The sequence below is a fragment of the Aeromonas sp. FDAARGOS 1419 genome (genome assembly GCF_019047045.1).
In the GTDB taxonomy this organism is placed as follows: domain Bacteria; phylum Pseudomonadota; class Gammaproteobacteria; order Enterobacterales; family Aeromonadaceae; genus Aeromonas; species Aeromonas veronii.
In genome coordinates this window covers 3,612,717-3,629,615 of sequence record NZ_CP077209.1, presented here as the reverse complement: position 1 = coordinate 3,629,615, position 16,899 = coordinate 3,612,717, and the positions used below count along the sequence as shown (strand labels likewise).

The 16,899-nt window shown below is 63.2% G+C and carries 15 protein-coding genes; 12 read left to right on the top strand and 3 right to left on the bottom strand.

What is annotated here, in order from left to right; genetic code table 11:
* Positions 1 to 24 precede the first annotated feature (24 nt).
* Positions 25 to 840, top strand: coding sequence for an undecaprenyl-diphosphate phosphatase (bacA, locus tag I6L49_RS16475; RefSeq protein WP_021230740.1), 816 nt, complete (start codon positions 25 to 27; stop codon positions 838 to 840).
* A 66-nt stretch (positions 841 to 906) separates the two neighbouring features.
* Here bacA and I6L49_RS16470 read toward each other — a convergent pair whose 3' ends face one another.
* The 3 genes from I6L49_RS16470 to I6L49_RS16460 all read right to left on the bottom strand — a co-directional run bounded on the left by I6L49_RS16470 (position 907) and on the right by I6L49_RS16460 (position 2,883).
* The gene (locus I6L49_RS16470) at positions 907 to 1,614 is read right to left on the bottom strand and encodes a ChrR family anti-sigma-E factor (RefSeq protein WP_216949953.1); all 708 of its coding nucleotides are present in this window, start codon (positions 1,612 to 1,614) and stop codon (positions 907 to 909) included.
* Positions 1,607 to 2,176 (bottom strand): sigma-70 family RNA polymerase sigma factor, encoded by a 570-nt coding sequence (locus I6L49_RS16465; RefSeq protein ID WP_005342561.1) that lies wholly within the window; start codon positions 2,174 to 2,176, stop codon positions 1,607 to 1,609. The genes I6L49_RS16470 and I6L49_RS16465 overlap by 8 nt, the downstream gene beginning before the upstream one ends.
* Positions 2,177 to 2,316: 140 nt before the next feature.
* The gene (locus I6L49_RS16460) at positions 2,317 to 2,883 is read right to left on the bottom strand and encodes an LON peptidase substrate-binding domain-containing protein (protein ID WP_005356978.1); all 567 of its coding nucleotides are present in this window, start codon (positions 2,881 to 2,883) and stop codon (positions 2,317 to 2,319) included.
* A 310-nt stretch (positions 2,884 to 3,193) separates the two neighbouring features.
* Between I6L49_RS16460 and argS the strand changes: the two genes are divergently transcribed.
* The 11 genes from argS (at position 3,194) to nirD (ending at position 16,895) form a co-directional block, all read left to right on the top strand.
* Positions 3,194 to 4,939 (top strand): arginine--tRNA ligase, encoded by a 1,746-nt coding sequence (gene argS / locus I6L49_RS16455; RefSeq protein ID WP_005355547.1) that lies wholly within the window; start codon positions 3,194 to 3,196, stop codon positions 4,937 to 4,939.
* A 3-nt stretch (positions 4,940 to 4,942) separates the two neighbouring features.
* Positions 4,943 to 5,788 (top strand): SPOR domain-containing protein, encoded by an 846-nt coding sequence (locus tag I6L49_RS16450; protein ID WP_005356980.1) that lies wholly within the window; start codon positions 4,943 to 4,945, stop codon positions 5,786 to 5,788.
* A gap of 187 nt (positions 5,789 to 5,975) precedes the next feature.
* On the top strand, positions 5,976 to 6,509 hold the full coding sequence (hslV, locus tag I6L49_RS16445) for an ATP-dependent protease subunit HslV (RefSeq protein ID WP_033115661.1): 534 nt from the start codon (positions 5,976 to 5,978) through the stop codon (positions 6,507 to 6,509).
* A gap of 67 nt (positions 6,510 to 6,576) precedes the next feature.
* A complete protein-coding gene (gene hslU, locus I6L49_RS16440) occupies positions 6,577 to 7,905 on the top strand; it encodes an HslU--HslV peptidase ATPase subunit (RefSeq protein ID WP_033115662.1) in 1,329 nt (442 codons plus the stop codon).
* 259 nt (positions 7,906 to 8,164) lie between these two features.
* Positions 8,165 to 8,806 (top strand): TetR/AcrR family transcriptional regulator, encoded by a 642-nt coding sequence (locus I6L49_RS16435; protein WP_041209771.1) that lies wholly within the window; start codon positions 8,165 to 8,167, stop codon positions 8,804 to 8,806.
* Entirely contained in the window at positions 8,803 to 9,771 is a 969-nt protein-coding gene (hlyD, locus tag I6L49_RS16430) for a secretion protein HlyD (RefSeq protein WP_216949952.1), read from the top strand. Before I6L49_RS16435 ends, hlyD begins: the two co-directional genes overlap by 4 nt.
* Complete coding sequence (locus I6L49_RS16425; protein ID WP_216949951.1) at positions 9,768 to 11,537, top strand: ATP-binding cassette domain-containing protein; 1,770 nt, start codon at positions 9,768 to 9,770, stop codon at positions 11,535 to 11,537. The genes hlyD and I6L49_RS16425 overlap by 4 nt, the downstream gene beginning before the upstream one ends.
* The gene (locus I6L49_RS16420) at positions 11,534 to 12,643 is read left to right on the top strand and encodes an ABC transporter permease (RefSeq protein WP_216949950.1); all 1,110 of its coding nucleotides are present in this window, start codon (positions 11,534 to 11,536) and stop codon (positions 12,641 to 12,643) included. The genes I6L49_RS16425 and I6L49_RS16420 overlap by 4 nt, the downstream gene beginning before the upstream one ends.
* 3 nt (positions 12,644 to 12,646) lie before the next feature.
* On the top strand, positions 12,647 to 13,735 hold the full coding sequence (locus I6L49_RS16415; protein ID WP_216949949.1) for an ABC transporter permease: 1,089 nt from the start codon (positions 12,647 to 12,649) through the stop codon (positions 13,733 to 13,735).
* A gap of 296 nt (positions 13,736 to 14,031) precedes the next feature.
* A complete protein-coding gene (nirB, locus tag I6L49_RS16410) occupies positions 14,032 to 16,578 on the top strand; it encodes a nitrite reductase large subunit NirB (protein WP_216949948.1) in 2,547 nt (848 codons plus the stop codon).
* Positions 16,578 to 16,895, top strand: coding sequence for a nitrite reductase small subunit NirD (gene nirD, locus I6L49_RS16405; RefSeq protein WP_017784191.1), 318 nt, complete (start codon positions 16,578 to 16,580; stop codon positions 16,893 to 16,895). The genes nirB and nirD overlap by 1 nt, the downstream gene beginning before the upstream one ends.
* Positions 16,896 to 16,899 lie beyond the last annotated feature (4 nt).

The window sequence follows — 16,899 nt, the reverse complement described above, 5'->3', positions numbered from 1 at the left end:
ACGAAGTTAAGGATTGTTTGTTCGATGACTGACACTTATAGCCTGCTGGTCGCCTTTATTCTGGGCGTCGTCGAGGGGCTGACCGAGTTCCTCCCCGTCTCCTCCACCGGCCACATGATTATCGTCGGCCATCTGCTGGGCTTTGAAGGGCCCAAGGCTGCCACTTTCGAAGTGGTGATCCAGCTTGGCTCTATCCTCGCCGTGGTCGCCGTCTTCTGGCGTCGCCTGTTTGGCCTGATTGGCATCCACTTTGGCCAGAAGCCGTCCCGGGATCACGCCACCCTGTCGCTGATCCACGTCATCCTCGGCATGATGCCCGCCATCGTGGTCGGTCTGGCCATCCACAGCTGGATCAAGGCCAACCTGTTTGGCCCACAAACCGTAATGTACGCACTGGTCGCGGGGGGCATCCTGCTCATCATCGCCGAGAAGTTCCGCCCCGCCGTTACAGCCGAAACTCTGGATGACATCAGCTACAAACAGGCGTTCGGCATCGGTCTGTTCCAGTGTCTGGCGCTGTGGCCAGGCTTCTCACGCTCCGGCGCCACCATCAGTGGTGGCATGCTGATGGGGATCAGCCGTCACGCCGCCGCCGAGTTCTCCTTCATCATGGCAGTGCCCATGATGGTGGCGGCCAGCGGGCTTGATCTCTACAAGAGCCGCGATTTCCTCTCGATGGCCGACTTCCCGATGTTTGCAGTGGGCTTTATCACCGCCTTCGTGGTAGCGATGTTTGCGATCAAGACCTTCCTGACATTGATCCGCCGCATCGACTTTATCCCGTTCGCCATCTACCGCTTTATCGTGGCATTCGCCGTCTATCTGGTGTTTGTCGCCTGACAGGCAGCCTGCAATGAAATGACAAAAGGGACCAACTTGGTCCCTTTTTCTATGGCGTCAGAGTGCTTAGTAGAGGTGCTGGCTGATGCCGTTCAGCAGCCGCGACAGCCCCTTGGTGAACTGCACCGGCGCATCCTGCACCGTGTAGCAGAGGCAACCGTCCGGCGTATGCGGGCTGTGGGAGTGGCTGGCATCGCGCCAGATGAAATCTCCCGCCTTGTAAAGGGTATCGCCATCCTGAATATTGCCCGCCAGCAGCAGGGTCAGCTCATAACCCTGATGGGTGTGCTCGGGGATGCGACCGCCCGCTTCGATATGGAGCAGGCTGGCGCGCGCCCCCATCTCGTCCAGCGGCAGACTCTGCTGACGAATGGCCCCGATATGGCGCCACTTGGGGGAACGGTAGCGGGCCAACACCCGCGGCAAACGGTAGGCGTGACCGGCCACCTCCAGCTCGCCGGGCTGGACTCGGGGCTGGTCATATGTTGGCTCGGACAGGGGCTCGGAGAGGGGCTCTGCCAGCGGCTGCGCCAGAATATCCGCCAGCATGGCGTCGAATCCGGCGTCCAGTCCCACGTCATCGCGGGAGTCCACCTCGGGCTCTGTTGGCGAGGCAAGATATTGCTGCGCCAGCTCCTCTTCGAATGTCTTCAGTCGGGCAGCACAATCGGGGCAGAGTTCACAGTGAGCGGAGAGCCCCACCGCCAGCGGCAGAGGGAGCTCGTCGGCGGCGAAGGCGCGCAGCATAGGGTCGGTCGGATGGGCTTTAATCATGGCCTTGCTCCACTTGCTCTTTCAATTTCTGTAACGCCAGTCTGAGGCGGGACTTGATGGTGCCGAGCGGCACGCCGAGTCGCTCCGCCAGCTCCTGCTGGGAGAACTCCTGCAGATAGATGCCACGCACCACCTGCTGTTGCGGCTCCGGCAGGGTGCCCAGATAGTGGGCCATCTGACGGGTCAGCACCGCATCCTCACCCCCGCTCAGATGCTCCTCTTCGGCCTGAAACTCCAGCACGGGCCACAGCTCCTCGGCGCAGAGATCCTCCTTGCTGGCGCGACGACGGCGCAGCATGTCGAAGCACTGGTTGCGCATCACGGTGTAAATCCAGGTGGTCGGCGCTCCCTTGTCAGGGTGGTAGAGGCGCGCCTTTTGCCACACCAGCAGCATGGTCTCCTGCACCAGCTCCATGGCGTTGGCTTCGCTGCCGAGGTGGCGCAGGCCATAGCTGCGAATGCGCGGCGCAAAGTGTTGGAACAGGCGGGCAAAAGCAGCCTTGTCGGCCTGCTCAGCCACCCTGATCAGCAGAGATTTGAGGTCGCCATCCGGGTTATCCATCACGGGCGAGGTCCTGCGTATGGTCGAGTGTGGTTGGCCAGTATATGCCATTGCGCCATCCCTTTGGTGTGCTGTCGAACATGCTGTGGTGATGACTGGTACGGCGCTGCGGCGCTGGCGGATCAGCGGGTCAGAAAAAATCAGTGGCTGGCCACCAGCACCCCCTTGAGCAGGGCGATGGCGGGCTGATTGTCGGCGGCAGCCAGCAGCAGTTGCTTCTGCTCGGGGGGGATCGGCAACACCTCCAGCCAGCGCTGGGCCACCCAGTTGCCATCATCCCAGCGGGGGGCGGGATAGAGGGCAGCATAGTCGGGATAGTCGGCAAACACCTCCCGCAATGCTTCGACAAGCGGTTGCTGATCGGGATGGAGCCGGCGGGGCGGCCAGGCCGTCAGCGGCGTCACCTCGCCGATGCGCAGGCCGTCTGGCTCCTGCCACAGATCCTCTATCTGCACCCGCTCCATCCCCTGCACCGTGATCCCCAACATGCCGTCCGGCAACCGGTCGAAATCGATAATGGTGACCCGGGTGGCGATGGGCAGCATGTTGCGCAGGGCATCGGGCTGGCGAGGGTCCACCATGCAGAGGGCAAAGCCGGACTCCCCCGCCTCTGCGATCATCCGCTGGTATCTCGGTTCGAAGATCCGCAGCGGCATGACGCCGCCGGGCAGCAGGTGGGCAGATAGGGGAAACAGCGCCAGTCGCATCGCAAACTCCTCGGTTGGGAACCTCTGTTGATACGCCGGGCCAGAGGGAGGAGATCATTCCCGTCATTGGAAAGGAAAAACCCTTAACAATCAGGGGAAAATAGCCTGGACAAGCCGCTTCGATATGCAGTAGAAATGGATAAGCACCGTAATTTCCGCCCAATATTCTGGAATATGGCGCCAAACGCAGTGAAATATCCGCCCGACAGCGAGCGGCGGGTCATCCCTATAGTTTTCTCGGGCCGATGCGGGTAAAATTCACGCCCTTATATATCAGTCATTTTTCGACGCGCAACCTTGGTGGTCAGTTATGAAAGAGCATATTCATCATCTACTTGAACAAACGGTAGCCAATCTCAAGTCAGCAGGCGTCCTGCCGGCGGACCTGGAAGCCCGCGTGCAAGTAGACCGATGCAAGGAAAAAGCTCACGGCGACCTGGCTACCAACCTGGCCATGCTGCTGGCCAAACCGGCCCGCAAGAATCCCCGTGAGCTGGCAGCGGCCATCATCGAGCACCTGCCTGCCTCCGACCTGATCGCCAAGGTCGAGATCGCCGGTCCCGGCTTCATCAACTTCTTCTTCGACCAGCGCTGGCTGGCCGGTCAGGTCGAGGCCATGGTGACCTCTGCCAACGCCAACGTACGGTTGCCCGCGCCACAAACCGTGGTGGTGGACTACTCCGCCCCCAACGTGGCCAAAGAGATGGCGGTGCACCACATCCGCTCCACCGTACTCGGTGACGTGGCTGCGCGTGCGCTGGAATTCCTCGGCCACAAAGTGATCCGTGCCAACCACATCGGTGACTGGGGCACCCAGTTCGGCATGCTGATCGCCTATCTGGAGAAGATGTCCAACGAGCACGCCAGCGACATGGCGCTCAAGGATCTCGAAGCCTTCTACACCCAGGCCAAGCGTTGCTACGACGAAGACGAAGCCTTCGCCGAGCGCGCCCGTAACTACGTGGTCAAGCTGCAGGGCGGCGACGAGTACTGCCGTACCATGTGGAAGAAGCTGGTCGACATGACCATGGAACAGAACCAGATCAACTACGACCGCCTGAATGTCTCCCTGACCAACAAGGACATCATGGGCGAGTCCATGTACAACGACATGCTGCCGGAGATCGTTGCAGACCTGAAAGCCAAGGGACTGGCGGTCGAGAGCGAAGGCGCCACCGTTGTCTTCCTGGACGAGTTCAAGAACAAGGATGGCGAGGCCATGGGCGTCATCATCCAGAAGAGCGATGGCGGTTTCCTCTACACCACCACCGACATCGCCTGTGCCAAATACCGTTACGAGACCCTGGGCGCCGACCGTGTCATGTACTTCATCGACTCCCGTCAGCACCAGCACCTGATGCAGGCCTGGACCATCACCCGCAAGGCGGGCTATGTGCCGGAATCCGTACCGCTTGAGCACCACGCCTTCGGCATGATGCTGGGCAAGGATGGTCGTCCCTACAAGACCCGCTCCGGTGGCACCGTCAAGCTGGTTGACCTGCTGAACGAAGCGGAAGAACGCGCCGCAGCCCTGCTGGAGAGCCGCAACAGCGACCTCTCTGCCGAAGAGAAGGCCAATGTGGTCAATGCCATCGCCATGGGCGCAGTCAAGTATGCGGACCTCTCCAAGAACCGCACCACCGACTACATCTTCGACTGGGATCTGATGCTCTCCTTTGAAGGCAACACTGCCCCTTACCTGCAGTACGCCTACACCCGTATCCAGTCCATCTTCCGCAAGGCCAACATCGATGCCGAGACGCTGACCGGCAACGTGACCCTGAACGAAGAGGCCGAAGAGGTGCTGGCCCAGAAGCTGATCCAGTTCTCCGACGCGGTCAACGGCGTGGCCGACAAAGGCATGCCACACCTGCTCTGTACCTACCTGTACGAGTTGTCAGGCAACTTCATGACCTTCTATGAAGCCTGCCCGATCAACAAGGATGGCGTGGACGAGGCAACCCGTCAGAGCCGTCTGCTGCTGTGCGCCGCCACCGCCAAGGTACTGAAACTGGGCCTCGGCGTACTGGGCATCCATACCCTGGAGCGCATGTAATAGATGGCAACCCGGGATTATGTCGGCAGCCGCCCGCGACGTCGGGCGGGTGGCCGCAATACCAAGAAAGCGGCCCCTCGCCGCTTTCCTGTTATTCCAGTGCTGCTGGTCGTGGCACTGCTGGCAGGCTTTGGTGGCTTCCTTTACATGATCAATGGCAAGGGCAACGACGCCCCCACCATTGAGGAGCAGGTAAAGGCCAACAAGCCAAAAGCGCAGAATAACGGGCTGCCTCAGGAGAAGTGGAGCTACATCGAACGGCTTGAGAACAAGCAGGTCGATATCATAGAGCCGCCGACCCAGCCGGGTGTGCTGCCGCCACCACCGGCAGATACCATGACCCTGCAACCGGAAAAACTGCCGCAGCCGGTGCCGACCGACATTCCCCAACCGGGAACGCCCATCGGCCAGCCCAAGCCCTATCAGCCCAATCCGGCGACCACCCCTTCCACCTCCGGAGCACCGGTTGCCAGCGCGCAAGAGCAGGTGATCGACCGCAAGGCAGAACGGGAACGGATGGAGCGAGAGATCCGTGCCGAGCTGGAACGGGAGCGCGCCGAAGCGGCCAAGGCCAAAGCGGCCACTCCGCCAGCCCAGACCGCAGCCGCCGACAGCGGTCGCTACATGATGCAGTGCGCCGCCCTGCGCTCGCAGGATTCCGCAGAGTCGCTCAAGGCGCGTATCGCCTTCACCGCCGGCCTCTCTTCCAGCCTGCAGGTGATCAATGGCGCCAGCGGCACCGTCTACAAGGTGATGGTGGGCCCCTTCAACGGCAAGGCGGCCGCCGACGCGGCCAACAGCAAGCTGCAGAGCTCCGGCATCAGCGGCTGCATTCCCAAGAAAGGGTAATCCGCTTACCGATGACGCAGGGCCGGGTGGCAACACCCGGCCCTGTTCTTTTGGTGTCACTCGCACCCACGCTCTTTATTACCCCGTTTATCCCGACCAAAGGCAGGGTTGAAAAGCCCGTTTGCCATCCCCATCTTTCTTGCCATGCACAGTCAGGCCGTCATTCGGCTCAAGCGAGGTAAGTAAAGTGACTACCATAGTTTCAGTTCGCCGCAACGGTCAGGTCGTCATCGGTGGCGATGGCCAGGTTTCTCTTGGCAACACCGTCATGAAGGGCAACGCCCGCAAGGTTCATCGCCTCTACAACGGCAAGGTACTGGCAGGTTTTGCCGGTGGTACTGCCGACGCCTTCACCCTGCTCGAACGCTTCGAAGCCAAACTGCAGGCCCATCAGGGTAATCTGGAGCGCGCCGCCGTGGCGCTGGCCAAAGATTGGCGCACCGATCGTGCCCTGCGCCGCCTCGAAGCACTGCTGGCCGTCGCCGACGAGCAAAAATCCTTCATCATCACCGGCAACGGTGACGTGGTGCAGCCGGAGCACGATCTCATCGCCATCGGCAGCGGCGGCAACTTCGCCCAGTCCGCGGCCATCGCCCTGCTGGAAAACACCGATCTGGATGCCAAGAGCATCGTCGAGAAGGCGCTCAAGATCGCCGGCGACATCTGCGTCTTCACCAACCAACACCACACCGTCGAAGTGCTGGACTATTCGGCCAAATAAGCCGGCTACATAGCAACCAATTCTCCAAGGGGTGGGCACTGCCCGCCCCTGATACAGGAACTCCATCATGTCCGAGATGACCCCGAGAGAAATCGTCCACGAACTGGATCGTCACATCATTGGTCAGGCCGATGCCAAGCGCGCGGTGGCCGTCGCCCTGCGCAACCGCTGGCGTCGGATGCAGCTCAACGAAGAGATGCGCCATGAAGTGACTCCGAAGAACATCCTGATGATCGGCCCGACCGGTGTCGGCAAAACCGAGATCGCCCGTCGTCTGGCCAAACTGGCCAACGCCCCCTTCATCAAGGTGGAAGCGACCAAGTTCACCGAAGTGGGCTATGTCGGCAAGGAAGTGGACAGCATCATTCGCGATCTGACCGATGTCGCCATCAAGCTGGTGCGCGAGACTGAGATGGAGAAGATGAAATACCGCGCCGAGGAAGCCGCCGAAGAGCGCATTCTCGATGCGCTGCTGCCCAACCCGCGCAACACCTGGGGCGAGGAAGAGAAAGCCGACAACTCCAACACCCGCCAGATCTTCCGCAAGAAACTGCGCGAAGGTCAGCTGGATGACAAGGAGATCGAGCTGGATCTGGCCGCCTCCCCGATGGGCGTCGAAATCATGACCCCGCCGGGCATGGAAGAGATGGCCAACCAGCTGCAGGGGCTGTTCCAGAATCTGGGCCAGAACCAGAAGAAGAAGCGCAAGATCAAGGTCAAAGAGGCCATGAAGGCGCTGATCGAAGAGGAAGCGGCCAAACTGGTCAACCCGGAAGAGCTGAAGCAGAAAGCCATCGCTGCGGTCGAGAACAACGGCATCGTCTTCCTCGACGAGATCGACAAGATCTGCAAGCGTGGCGAGAGCTCGGGCCCCGATGTCTCCCGTGAAGGGGTTCAGCGCGACCTGCTGCCGCTGGTCGAGGGCTGCACCGTCAACACCAAGCACGGCATGGTCAAGACCGACCATATCCTGTTTGTCGCCTCCGGCGCCTTCCAGATCGCCAAGCCGTCCGACCTCATCCCCGAGCTGCAGGGCCGTCTGCCGATCCGGGTCGAGCTGACCGCGCTGACCACTGAAGATTTCGAGCGGATCCTGACCGAGCCGAACGCCTCCCTGACCGATCAGTACAAGGCGCTGATGGCCACCGAAGGGGTCAACATCGAGTTCACCCAAGATGGTATCCGCCGTCTGGCCGAAGCGGCCTGGCAGGTCAACGAGCGTACCGAGAACATCGGTGCCCGCCGTCTGCACACAGTGATGGAACGCCTGATGGAAGATATCTCCTACGACGCCTCCGAGAAATCCGGCGAGACCTTCGTCATCAACACCGACTACGTCAACGCCCACCTCGGCAAGCTGATTGAAGACGAGGATCTGAGCCGCTTTATTCTGTAAGCGCGCCCCTCCCGATAAAACGCCTCCCTTCGCGGAGGCGTTTTTATTTCTCCACCCCCTCCGTCATCTGCCCGGATTCTGGCCCACACCTGCGGCAACCCGTTCAATCCCAAGCCGTTTCCAAACTTCCCCTTGCCAACGCCCGCCGTTTTTTCATCCCCGCTGAAATCTGCTCAAAAAAAGATCTTTCCTATTCTCGGCGGCTGATTTATACATACGTATAAATCAGATCAAAATCTGTGCAGCAGGAACCTGAAAGATGAATCCAACCCGGCAGAAACTGCTCGATACCGGCCTCGCCATCGCCACCGAGAAGGGGCTGCGCGGCCTGACGGTGCGCGAGCTGGCGGCGGCGGCAGAGGTGAACCTCGGCTCCTTCGTCTACCACTTCGGCAACCGCGACGCCTTTATCGACGAGCTGGTCGAGCTCTGGTACGCCCCCCTCTATGACGAGCTCAAGGCGGTGGCAGCCAAAGGCTCCTACCCCTCTGCCATCGCCATGTTCGAGGCCACCATGGAGGCGCTGATCGGGCTGGTGGCGCGCCAGCGCGGCTTTATCAACCACCTGTTTGGCGATGCGCTGGCGGGTGAAGGGGCGGCCCAGCGCTTTCTGCTCAGCCTGCCGCGCCGTCATCCCCTGCTGCTGATCGAGCAGGTACGGATGGCACAGGCGGAAGGGTCGCTGGTCGCGGGTCACCCGCTCCAGCTGATGATCTTCATCATGGGGTCGGTCGGCCTGCCGCTGGTGATCGCCGGCAGCGGTCGCCAGCTCGGCTGGCTGCCCGAACAGGCCGCCCCCTTTCTCAGCCAGATAGACAGCCCTGAGGCCGCCAGACAACGGCTGGTATGGGCCCTGCGCGGCCTGCGCCCCACCGACATGAAAGAAGGAGAAGCGGCATGAAACAACGCATTGCAATCGTGGCCCTGCTGCTAACCGTTATCGGTGGCTACCTCTGGTGGCAAGGGCGCCCGGCTGACGGCTCCATCCTCTACGGCAACGTCGATATTCGCGACGTCAATCTGGCCTTTCGGGTCGGCGGCCGCGTCGATCAGGTGCTGGTCGATGAGGGGGATAGGGTAAAAGCCGGTCAACTGCTGGCCCGCCTCGATCCGGTTCCCCTCACCCACAGCCGCGACAGCGCCCGCGCCAATCTGGCCGCGCTCACTGCCGCCAACGCCTTGATCCACAAAGGCTATCGCAGCGAAGAGACCGACCGCGCCCGGGCCGCACTGGCCGCCGCCGAAGCAGCTGCACTGGAGGCCGACCAGCAGTGGCGCCGCCAGAGCGCACTGGCAGCCACCGGCGCCATCTCCCGCGGTCAGCTCGATACCGCCCGCTCCCAGCGGGATCAGACCCAGGCGCAGGTGCGCTCCGCCCGCGAGCAGCTCGCCCAGCTCGAAACCGGCTACCGCCCGGAAGAGATTGCCCAGTCCGATGCCCAGCTGGAAGGAGCCAAAGCGGCGCTCGCCAGTGCCGAACTGGCGCTGGCGGATGCCAGCCTGACCGCCCCCAGCGACGGCATCATCATCAGCCGCGCTGTCGAGAACGGCAGCATGGTGCAGAGCGGTGCTACCGCCTTCAACCTCTCCCTGACCGCGCCGGTCTGGGTGCGCGCCTATGTGGAGGAGCCCTGGCTCGGCCACTTCCCGAGCGGCGCCAAAGTGACCCTCACCACCGACTCGCGGCCTGATCAGCCCTATCACGGGGTGGTGGGCTTTGTCTCGCCGACCGCCGAGTTCACCCCGAAATCGGTGGAGACGCCTGACTTGCGCACTCACCTCGTCTACCGGCTGCGCATCGTGGTGCAGGACCCCGACCCGGCCCTGCGCCAGGGGATGCCGGTCACCGTCAGGCTGGCGCCATGAGCTGCGCCATCTCCCTCGAGGGGCTCACCAAACGCTTTGGTGAGCGGGTCGCCCTCAACGCCATCTCGGCCACCATTCCGGCTGGCGGCATCACCGGGCTGGTCGGCCCCGACGGCGCGGGCAAGAGCACTTTGCTGCGCCTGCTGGCCGGTCTGCTGATCCCCGAAGCGGGCACCATCCGAGTGCTGGGGCTGGATCCGGTAAGCGAGGGAGATCTGCTGCGTCAGCGCCTCGGCTACATGCCCCAGCAGTTCGGCCTCTACGAGGATCTCCGCGTGCTGGAGAACCTCACCCTCTACGCTGACTTGCGCGGCGTACTGGAGCCCGAACGCACGCCCACCTTCGCGCGGCTGCTCGCCTTCACCGATCTCGCCCGCTTCACCGCACGACCGGCGGGCAAGCTCTCTGGCGGGATGAAGCAGAAGCTCGGGCTGGCCTGCGCCCTGCTCGGCACCCCGGATGTGCTGCTGCTCGACGAACCAGGGGTAGGGGTCGATCCCATCTCTCGCCGCGCCCTCTGGCAGATGGTGCGCGAGCTGGCCAAGGGGGGGATGACGGTGCTCTGGAGTACCGCCTATCTCGACGAGGCGGAGCTGTGCGACCACGTGCTGCTGATGGCGGATGGCGAGGTGCGCACCAGCGGCACGCCGGCCGACCTGATGGGGGCCATGGCCAGCCGCTGCTGGCTGCTGGAGGCGGGGCAACTGGATGGCCGCGAGCGACGCGCCCTGCTGCGCCGGGCACTGGCTCACCCGGCGGTGATGGATGGCGCGGTAGCGGGGGAGCGGGTTCGCCTGCTGCTGCACCCGGGCATGACGCCCCCGCCGCTGGCGGAGCTGCAACTGACCAACGGCGCCTTTCAACCGGCTCAGCCCCGGCTGGAGGATGCCTTTATCGACCTGCTCGGCGGCGGCCCCGGCGGGGAGTCGAGTCTGGCGGCGGGGATGCGGGAAGCCGAACTGCCGCAGGGAGTCTCCCCCGAAGCGGTGATCGAGGCGCGCCACCTCACCAAGCGCTTCGGCGATTTTGCCGCCACCGATGATGTCAGCTTTGTGGTGCGCCGCGGCGAGATCTTCGGCCTGCTCGGCCCCAACGGGGCGGGCAAGTCCACCACCTTCAAGATGGAGTGCGGCCTGCTGCGCCCGAGCGAGGGACAGGCGCTGGTGACCGGCATCGATCTGGCCCACAGCCCCTCGGCGGCACGCCAGCGCCTCGGCTACATGGCACAGAAGTTCTCCCTCTACAAGCAGCTCACCGTGGCGCAGAACCTCTCCTTCTTCGCCGGTATCTACGGCCTGTTCGGCCGCCACCAGCAGACGCGGATCGATGCCATGGTGACTGCCTTTGCCCTCGCCCCCTGGCTCGATCAGAAGGCGGAATCCCTGCCGCTCGGCCTGCGCCAGCGCTTATCGCTGGCCTGCGCCCTGCTGCACGAGCCGCCGCTGCTGTTCCTCGACGAGCCCACCTCCGGGGTCGATCCGGTGACCCGGCGCGAGTTCTGGTCGCACATCAACGCGCTGGCCGACCACGGCGTCACAGTGCTGGTCACAACCCACTTTATGGATGAGGCGGAGTATTGCGACCGCATCGCCCTCATCTATCGCGGCAAGCTGCTGGCGCTCGGCACCCCGGACGATCTCAAGGAGCTGGCCGCCAAAGAGGCGGCGACCTCTTTGCCAACCGGCTCCTTGCCGACCTGTTCTTTGCCAACAATGGAAGAGGCCTTTATCACGCTGGTCGAGCGGGCCAGCGAGGAGGACGCATGAGCATCAACCGTCGGCGACTGCTGGCCCTCTGCCGCAAGGAGACGCTGCAAATCATCCGCGATCCGAGCAGCATCCTCATCGCTTTCATCATGCCGGTGGTGCTGCTGGTGGTGATGGGTTACGCCATCAATCTGGATGTGGACCACCTGCGCCTCGGCATCTGGCGTACCGACAGCGGCGCCCCGGCGGTGCGGCTGGAGCAGGCCCTGCGCGGCTCTACCGCGCTGGAGATCCACAGCGGCCCGAGCAAGGAGTCCCTGCTCGCCAGTCTGGCCCGCGGCGAGATCCGCGGCCTGCTGGTGATCGATGACGGCTTCTCCCGCGCGCTGGCCGGTCAGGGCAATGGCACGCCGCAGGCGCTGCTGCTGACCGACGGCTCCGAGCCCAACACTGCCAACTTCGTCACCAACTATGTGCAGGGGATCTGGCAGGGGTGGCTCGCTGGCGAGGGGGTCGCCATGCCGGTGTCGATAGAGAGCCGCGCCTGGTTCAATCCGGCGCTGGTGAGCCGCAACTTTCTGGTACCGGGCTCCATTGCGGTGGTAATGACCATCATAGGCGCCCTGCTCACCTCGCTGGTGGTGGCGCGGGAGTGGGAGCGCGGCACCATGGAGGCGCTGCTCGCCACCCCGGTCACCAAGGGGGAGCTGCTGCTCTCCAAGCTGTTGCCCTACTATGGCCTTGGCATCATTGCCATGCTGCTCTGCCTGCTCTTCTCGGTGGCGGTGATGGGCGTGCCGTGGCGCGGCTCCCTGCTGCTGCTCTTTCTGGTCACCAGCGTCTTTCTCGGCAGCGCCCTCGGGCTCGGGCTGTTTCTCTCCACCGTGATGCGCAGCCAGTTCAACGCCGCACAGGCAGCGCTGATCGCCGCCTTTCTGCCCGCCGTGATGCTGTCGGGCTTCGTCTTCGAGATCGCCAGCATGCCGCCTTGGCTTCGGGCCATCACCCACCTCATTCCGGCCCGCTACTTCGCGAGCTCCTTGCAGACCCTCTATCAGGCGGGCAGCGTTTTTTCGATCCTGCTGGTCAACGGTTTCTGTCTGCTGCTGCTGGCCGGTTTCTGGCTGGCCCTGACCGCCCGCAAGACGCGGCGCACTCTGGAGTAACCCATGCTGATCCGACTCTGGTGGCTGATCCGAAAAGAGCTGCAGGCCCTGATGGGCAATACTCAGGGGCGCTTTCTGCTCATCATGCCGGTGCTGCTGCAGACCGCCCTCTTCCCGTTCGCCGCCACTCTGGAGGTGACCGGCAACACGCTGGCCATCTACAACCAGGATGGCGGTGCCCAGAGCCGCGAGCTGCTGGAGCGCCTCACCCATATGCCCGCCTTTACCACCATCATCCCGGTACAAGGCGAGGCGGGCATGACCGAGGCCATCACCGGGCAACAGGCACTGCTCGGGCTGATTATTCCGGGCGATTTTTCGCGCCGGCTGGCACGGGGCGAACAGGCCAAGGTACAGCTGATCATCGACGGACGCCGCTCCAACGGTGGTCAGGTGGCGGCTGGCTACATCAGTCAGGTGATCGCCCGCTGGCAAAGTGAGGGCAAGGGGCAACCCGAGCTGGCGGTACGCAACCTCTACAACCCCAACGTCGAGTTCCACTGGCATATCCTGCCAGCGCTGGTGGCCATCATCACCACCACTGGCTGCCTGATTGTCACCGCCCTCTCGGTCGCGCGGGAGCGGGAAGAGGGCACCTTCGATCAGCTGCTGGTCTCCCCCCTCACCGCGGGCTGGATCATGGCGGGCAAGGCGGTGCCCGGCATCATGGTGGCGGTGGGGCAAGGGTGCATAGTCGCGCTGGCCGCCCGTTTTGTCTTTCACCTCCCCTTTGCCGGCAGCCTCAGCCTGCTGATGGCGGGCATGGTCTGCTACGGGCTGGCACTGGCCGGGATCGGGCTCTTCATCTCGTCGTTCTGCTCGACCCAGCAGCAGGCCTTTCTCGGGGTCTTCTCCTTCACCGTCCCGGCGGTGATCCTCTCGGGCTACATCTCGCCGGTGGAGAACATGCCGCAGGTGTTCCAGTGGCTGGCGGCCATCGACCCCCTCACCCACTTCATCGTGCTGCTCAAGGGGGTCTTCCTCAAGGGGTTTGACTGGTCGGCCGCCTGGCCCCTGCTCTGGCCGCTGCTCGCCATCGCCGGCGTCACCCTGTCGCTAGCGCTCGCCATGTTCCGCCGCCATATCGCCTGACGCGCCACCTTGTTCAGCTGATGCCGGTCTCGCCCAGTGCGAGGCCGGCCATTTTCCGCCAGAAGTTTTCACTCCCCGGCCGTGGGTAAACCGGGCTTTCCCTCCACCACCCCTCACTCCAAGCCAGCGCAGAAATCATCAACTGGTATACCTATTTTTGTATATCTTTGAATTTTATCGAATTACCCCTGACGAGATATATAAATAGACACTTGATTTGCATCAATTGCCCGCCCCGACTGACTGGGTAGCCTAGCCCCAGAATGATGTTTTATTACTCCAAACTAGAGGCAATCATGAGCAAAGTCAGACTGGTCGTTGTGGGCAACGGCATGGTGGGGCACCGCTTCATCGAAGAGTTGATCGAGCGGGCCGAGCCGGGCCGCTACGAGATCACCGTCTTCGGTGCAGAACCCCGTCCCGCCTACGATCGCGTCCATCTCTCCTCCTACTTCTCCCATCACACCAGCGAAGATCTCTCCCTCGTCAAACCCGGCTTCTACGACAAGCACGGCATCCGCCTGCTGCTCGGCGAAGCGGTGAAAAAAATCGACAGGGCCAACCGCGAAGTGCACTCCAACAAGGGCACTGTGGTCGGGTACGACAAGCTGGTGCTGGCCACCGGCTCCTACCCCTGGGTGCCGCCCATTGCGGGCAGTCAGCACCACGAGTGCTTCGTCTACCGCACCATCGAGGATCTGAAAGCCATTCGCAGCGCCGCCAGGAGTGGCAAGAGCGGGGTGGTGATCGGGGGCGGCCTGCTTGGCCTCGAAGCGGCCGGTGCCCTCAAGGCGCTGGGTCTCGAGACCCACGTTGTGGAGTTTGCTCCGGTACTGATGGCCGAGCAGCTCGACGGTCAGGGCGGCCAGCTGCTGCGCCGCAAGATTGAATCCATGGGCGTGCAGGTGCACACCAGCAAGAGCACCAGCGAGATCCTGATGCATGGCGGTGAGCAGGCGAAACACCGCCTCTCCTTCGCCGATGGCAGCCAGCTGGAAGTGGATGTGGTGGTCTTCTCCACCGGCATTCGCCCGCAAGATACCCTCGGCCGTTACGGTGATCTCGCCATCGCCGAGCGCGGCGGCATCGTCATCGACGATCACTGCCTCACCTCAGACCCCGACATCTATGCCATCGGCGAGTGCGCCGCCTGGCAGGGCCGCTTCTTCGGGCTGGTAGCGCCGGGCTACAAGATGGCCCAGATCACCGTCGACCATCTGCTCGGCGGTGACAGCCGCTTCGAAGGGGCAGACATGAGCGCCAAGCTGAAACTGCTCGGCGTCTCCGTCGGCTCCATCGGCGATGCTCACGGCCGCACCCCGGGCAGCCACAGCTATGTGTTTCAGGACGATCAGGCTGGCGTCTACAAGAAGATCGTGGTGAGCGAAGACAACAGCCGATTGCTCGGCGCCGTGCTGGTGGGTGACGTGGATGACTACGGCAACCTGCTGCAGATGATGCTCAACGCCCTGCCGCTGCCGAGCCACCCGGACACCCTGATCCTGCCCGCCTACGCCGGGGCCAAACCGACGCTGGGGGTGGATGCCCTGCCGGAAAGCGCCCAGATCTGCTCCTGCTTTGACGTCTCCAAAGGCGACATCGCTCAGGCGGTGGCCGAGGGGCACACCACCCTCGCCGCCATCAAGCAGCACACCAAGGCCGGCACCGGCTGCGGCGGCTGCGTGCCGCTCATCAGCCAGGTGCTCAACGCCGAGCTGGTGAAGCAGGGCATCGAGGTCAACAACCACCTCTGCGGCCACTTCCCCTACTCCCGTCAGGAGCTGTTCCACCTGGTCAAGGTGGAAGGGATCAAGAGCTTCGACGAGCTGCTGGCCAAGCACGGTCACGGCCATGGCTGCGAGGTGTGCAAACCGACCGTCGGCTCCATCCTCGCCTCCTGCTGGAACGACTATGTGCTGAGCCCGCTCAACACCCAGCTGCAGGACACCAACGACATCTTCCTCGGCAACATGCAAAAGGACGGCAGCTACTCCGTCATCCCGCGCATGGCCGGCGGTGAAGTGACCCCGGAAGGGCTGCTGGCGGTGGCCGAAGTGGCCCGCGACTACAAGCTCTACACCAAGATCACCGGCGCCCAGCGCATCGGCCTGTTCGGGGCCCAGAAGGATGATCTGCCCGCCATCTGGCGCAAGTTGCTGGCAGCGGGCTTCGAAACCGGTCAGGCCTACGCCAAGGCGCTGCGCATGGCCAAGACCTGCGTCGGCAGCACCTGGTGCCGCTTCGGCGTGCAGGACAGCGTCGGCCTCGGGGTCTTCCTCGAGAACCGCTACAAGGGCATTCGTACCCCGCACAAGATGAAGTTCGGCGTCTCCGGCTGTACCCGCGAATGTGCGGAAGCCCAGGGCAAGGACGTCGGCATCATCGCCACCGACGCGGGCTGGAACCTCTACGTGGGTGGCAACGGCGGCATGAAACCGCGCCACGCCGATCTGCTGGCTTCTGACCTTGACCGCGAAACCCTCATCAAGCTGATCGACCGCTTTATGATGTTCTACGTCACCAGCGCCGACAAACTGCAGCGCACATCGGTCTGGCTCGGCAATCTGGAAGGGGGTATCGACTACCTGCGCGAAGTGATCGTCGACGACAAACTCGGGTTAAACGAGACCCTGGAGCGCGATATCCAGACCCTCATCGACAGCTACGAATGCGAATGGTCGCGCACCCTCAACGAAGAGCAGGCGCTGCAGCGCTTCAGCCACTTCATCAACAGCGACAAGCGCGACCCGGACGTTCAGTTCGTCGCCGAACGCGCGCAGCACCGACCGGCCACCCCGGCCGAGCGCATCCCCGTCTACCAGATCGAGGTGGAAACCAAATGATGAAACTTGCCTGCCAACTCAACGACATCCTGCCGGGCACCGGCGTTTGCGCACTCATTGAGGGGCGCCAGATCGCCCTGTTCCGCCCGAGCGCGGCGGCCGAGGTGTTCGCCATCGACAACCGGGATCCCTTCTTCGCCGCCAACGTGCTGTCGCGGGGCCTGATCTGCGAACACGACGGTGAACTCTGGGTCGCCAGCCCGCTCAAGAAGCAGCGCTTTCGTCTGAGCGATGGCCACTGTTTCGACAACCCCGCCATGTCGGTTCAAGGCTACCCCGTTGAAGTGCGCGACCAGCAGGTCTGGGTCGCCGTCTAAAACC

Coding starts and splice junctions, on each gene's coding strand:
- hlyD (WP_216949952.1), top strand. CDS start 8,803: ATGAAACAACGCATTGCAATCGTGGCCCTGCTGCTAACCGTTATCGGT.
- nirB (WP_216949948.1), top strand. CDS start 14,032: ATGAGCAAAGTCAGACTGGTCGTTGTGGGCAACGGCATGGTGGGGCAC.
- bacA (WP_021230740.1), top strand. CDS start 25: ATGACTGACACTTATAGCCTGCTGGTCGCCTTTATTCTGGGCGTCGTC.
- hslU (WP_033115662.1), top strand. CDS start 6,577: ATGTCCGAGATGACCCCGAGAGAAATCGTCCACGAACTGGATCGTCAC.
- argS (WP_005355547.1), top strand. CDS start 3,194: ATGAAAGAGCATATTCATCATCTACTTGAACAAACGGTAGCCAATCTC.
- I6L49_RS16450 (WP_005356980.1), top strand. CDS start 4,943: ATGGCAACCCGGGATTATGTCGGCAGCCGCCCGCGACGTCGGGCGGGT.
- I6L49_RS16415 (WP_216949949.1), top strand. CDS start 12,647: ATGCTGATCCGACTCTGGTGGCTGATCCGAAAAGAGCTGCAGGCCCTG.
- I6L49_RS16425 (WP_216949951.1), top strand. CDS start 9,768: ATGAGCTGCGCCATCTCCCTCGAGGGGCTCACCAAACGCTTTGGTGAG.
- nirD (WP_017784191.1), top strand. CDS start 16,578: ATGAAACTTGCCTGCCAACTCAACGACATCCTGCCGGGCACCGGCGTT.
- I6L49_RS16420 (WP_216949950.1), top strand. CDS start 11,534: ATGAGCATCAACCGTCGGCGACTGCTGGCCCTCTGCCGCAAGGAGACG.
- I6L49_RS16435 (WP_041209771.1), top strand. CDS start 8,165: ATGAATCCAACCCGGCAGAAACTGCTCGATACCGGCCTCGCCATCGCC.
- I6L49_RS16470 (WP_216949953.1), bottom strand. CDS start 1,614: ATGATTAAAGCCCATCCGACCGACCCTATGCTGCGCGCCTTCGCCGCC.
- I6L49_RS16465 (WP_005342561.1), bottom strand. CDS start 2,176: ATGGATAACCCGGATGGCGACCTCAAATCTCTGCTGATCAGGGTGGCT.
- I6L49_RS16460 (WP_005356978.1), bottom strand. CDS start 2,883: ATGCGACTGGCGCTGTTTCCCCTATCTGCCCACCTGCTGCCCGGCGGC.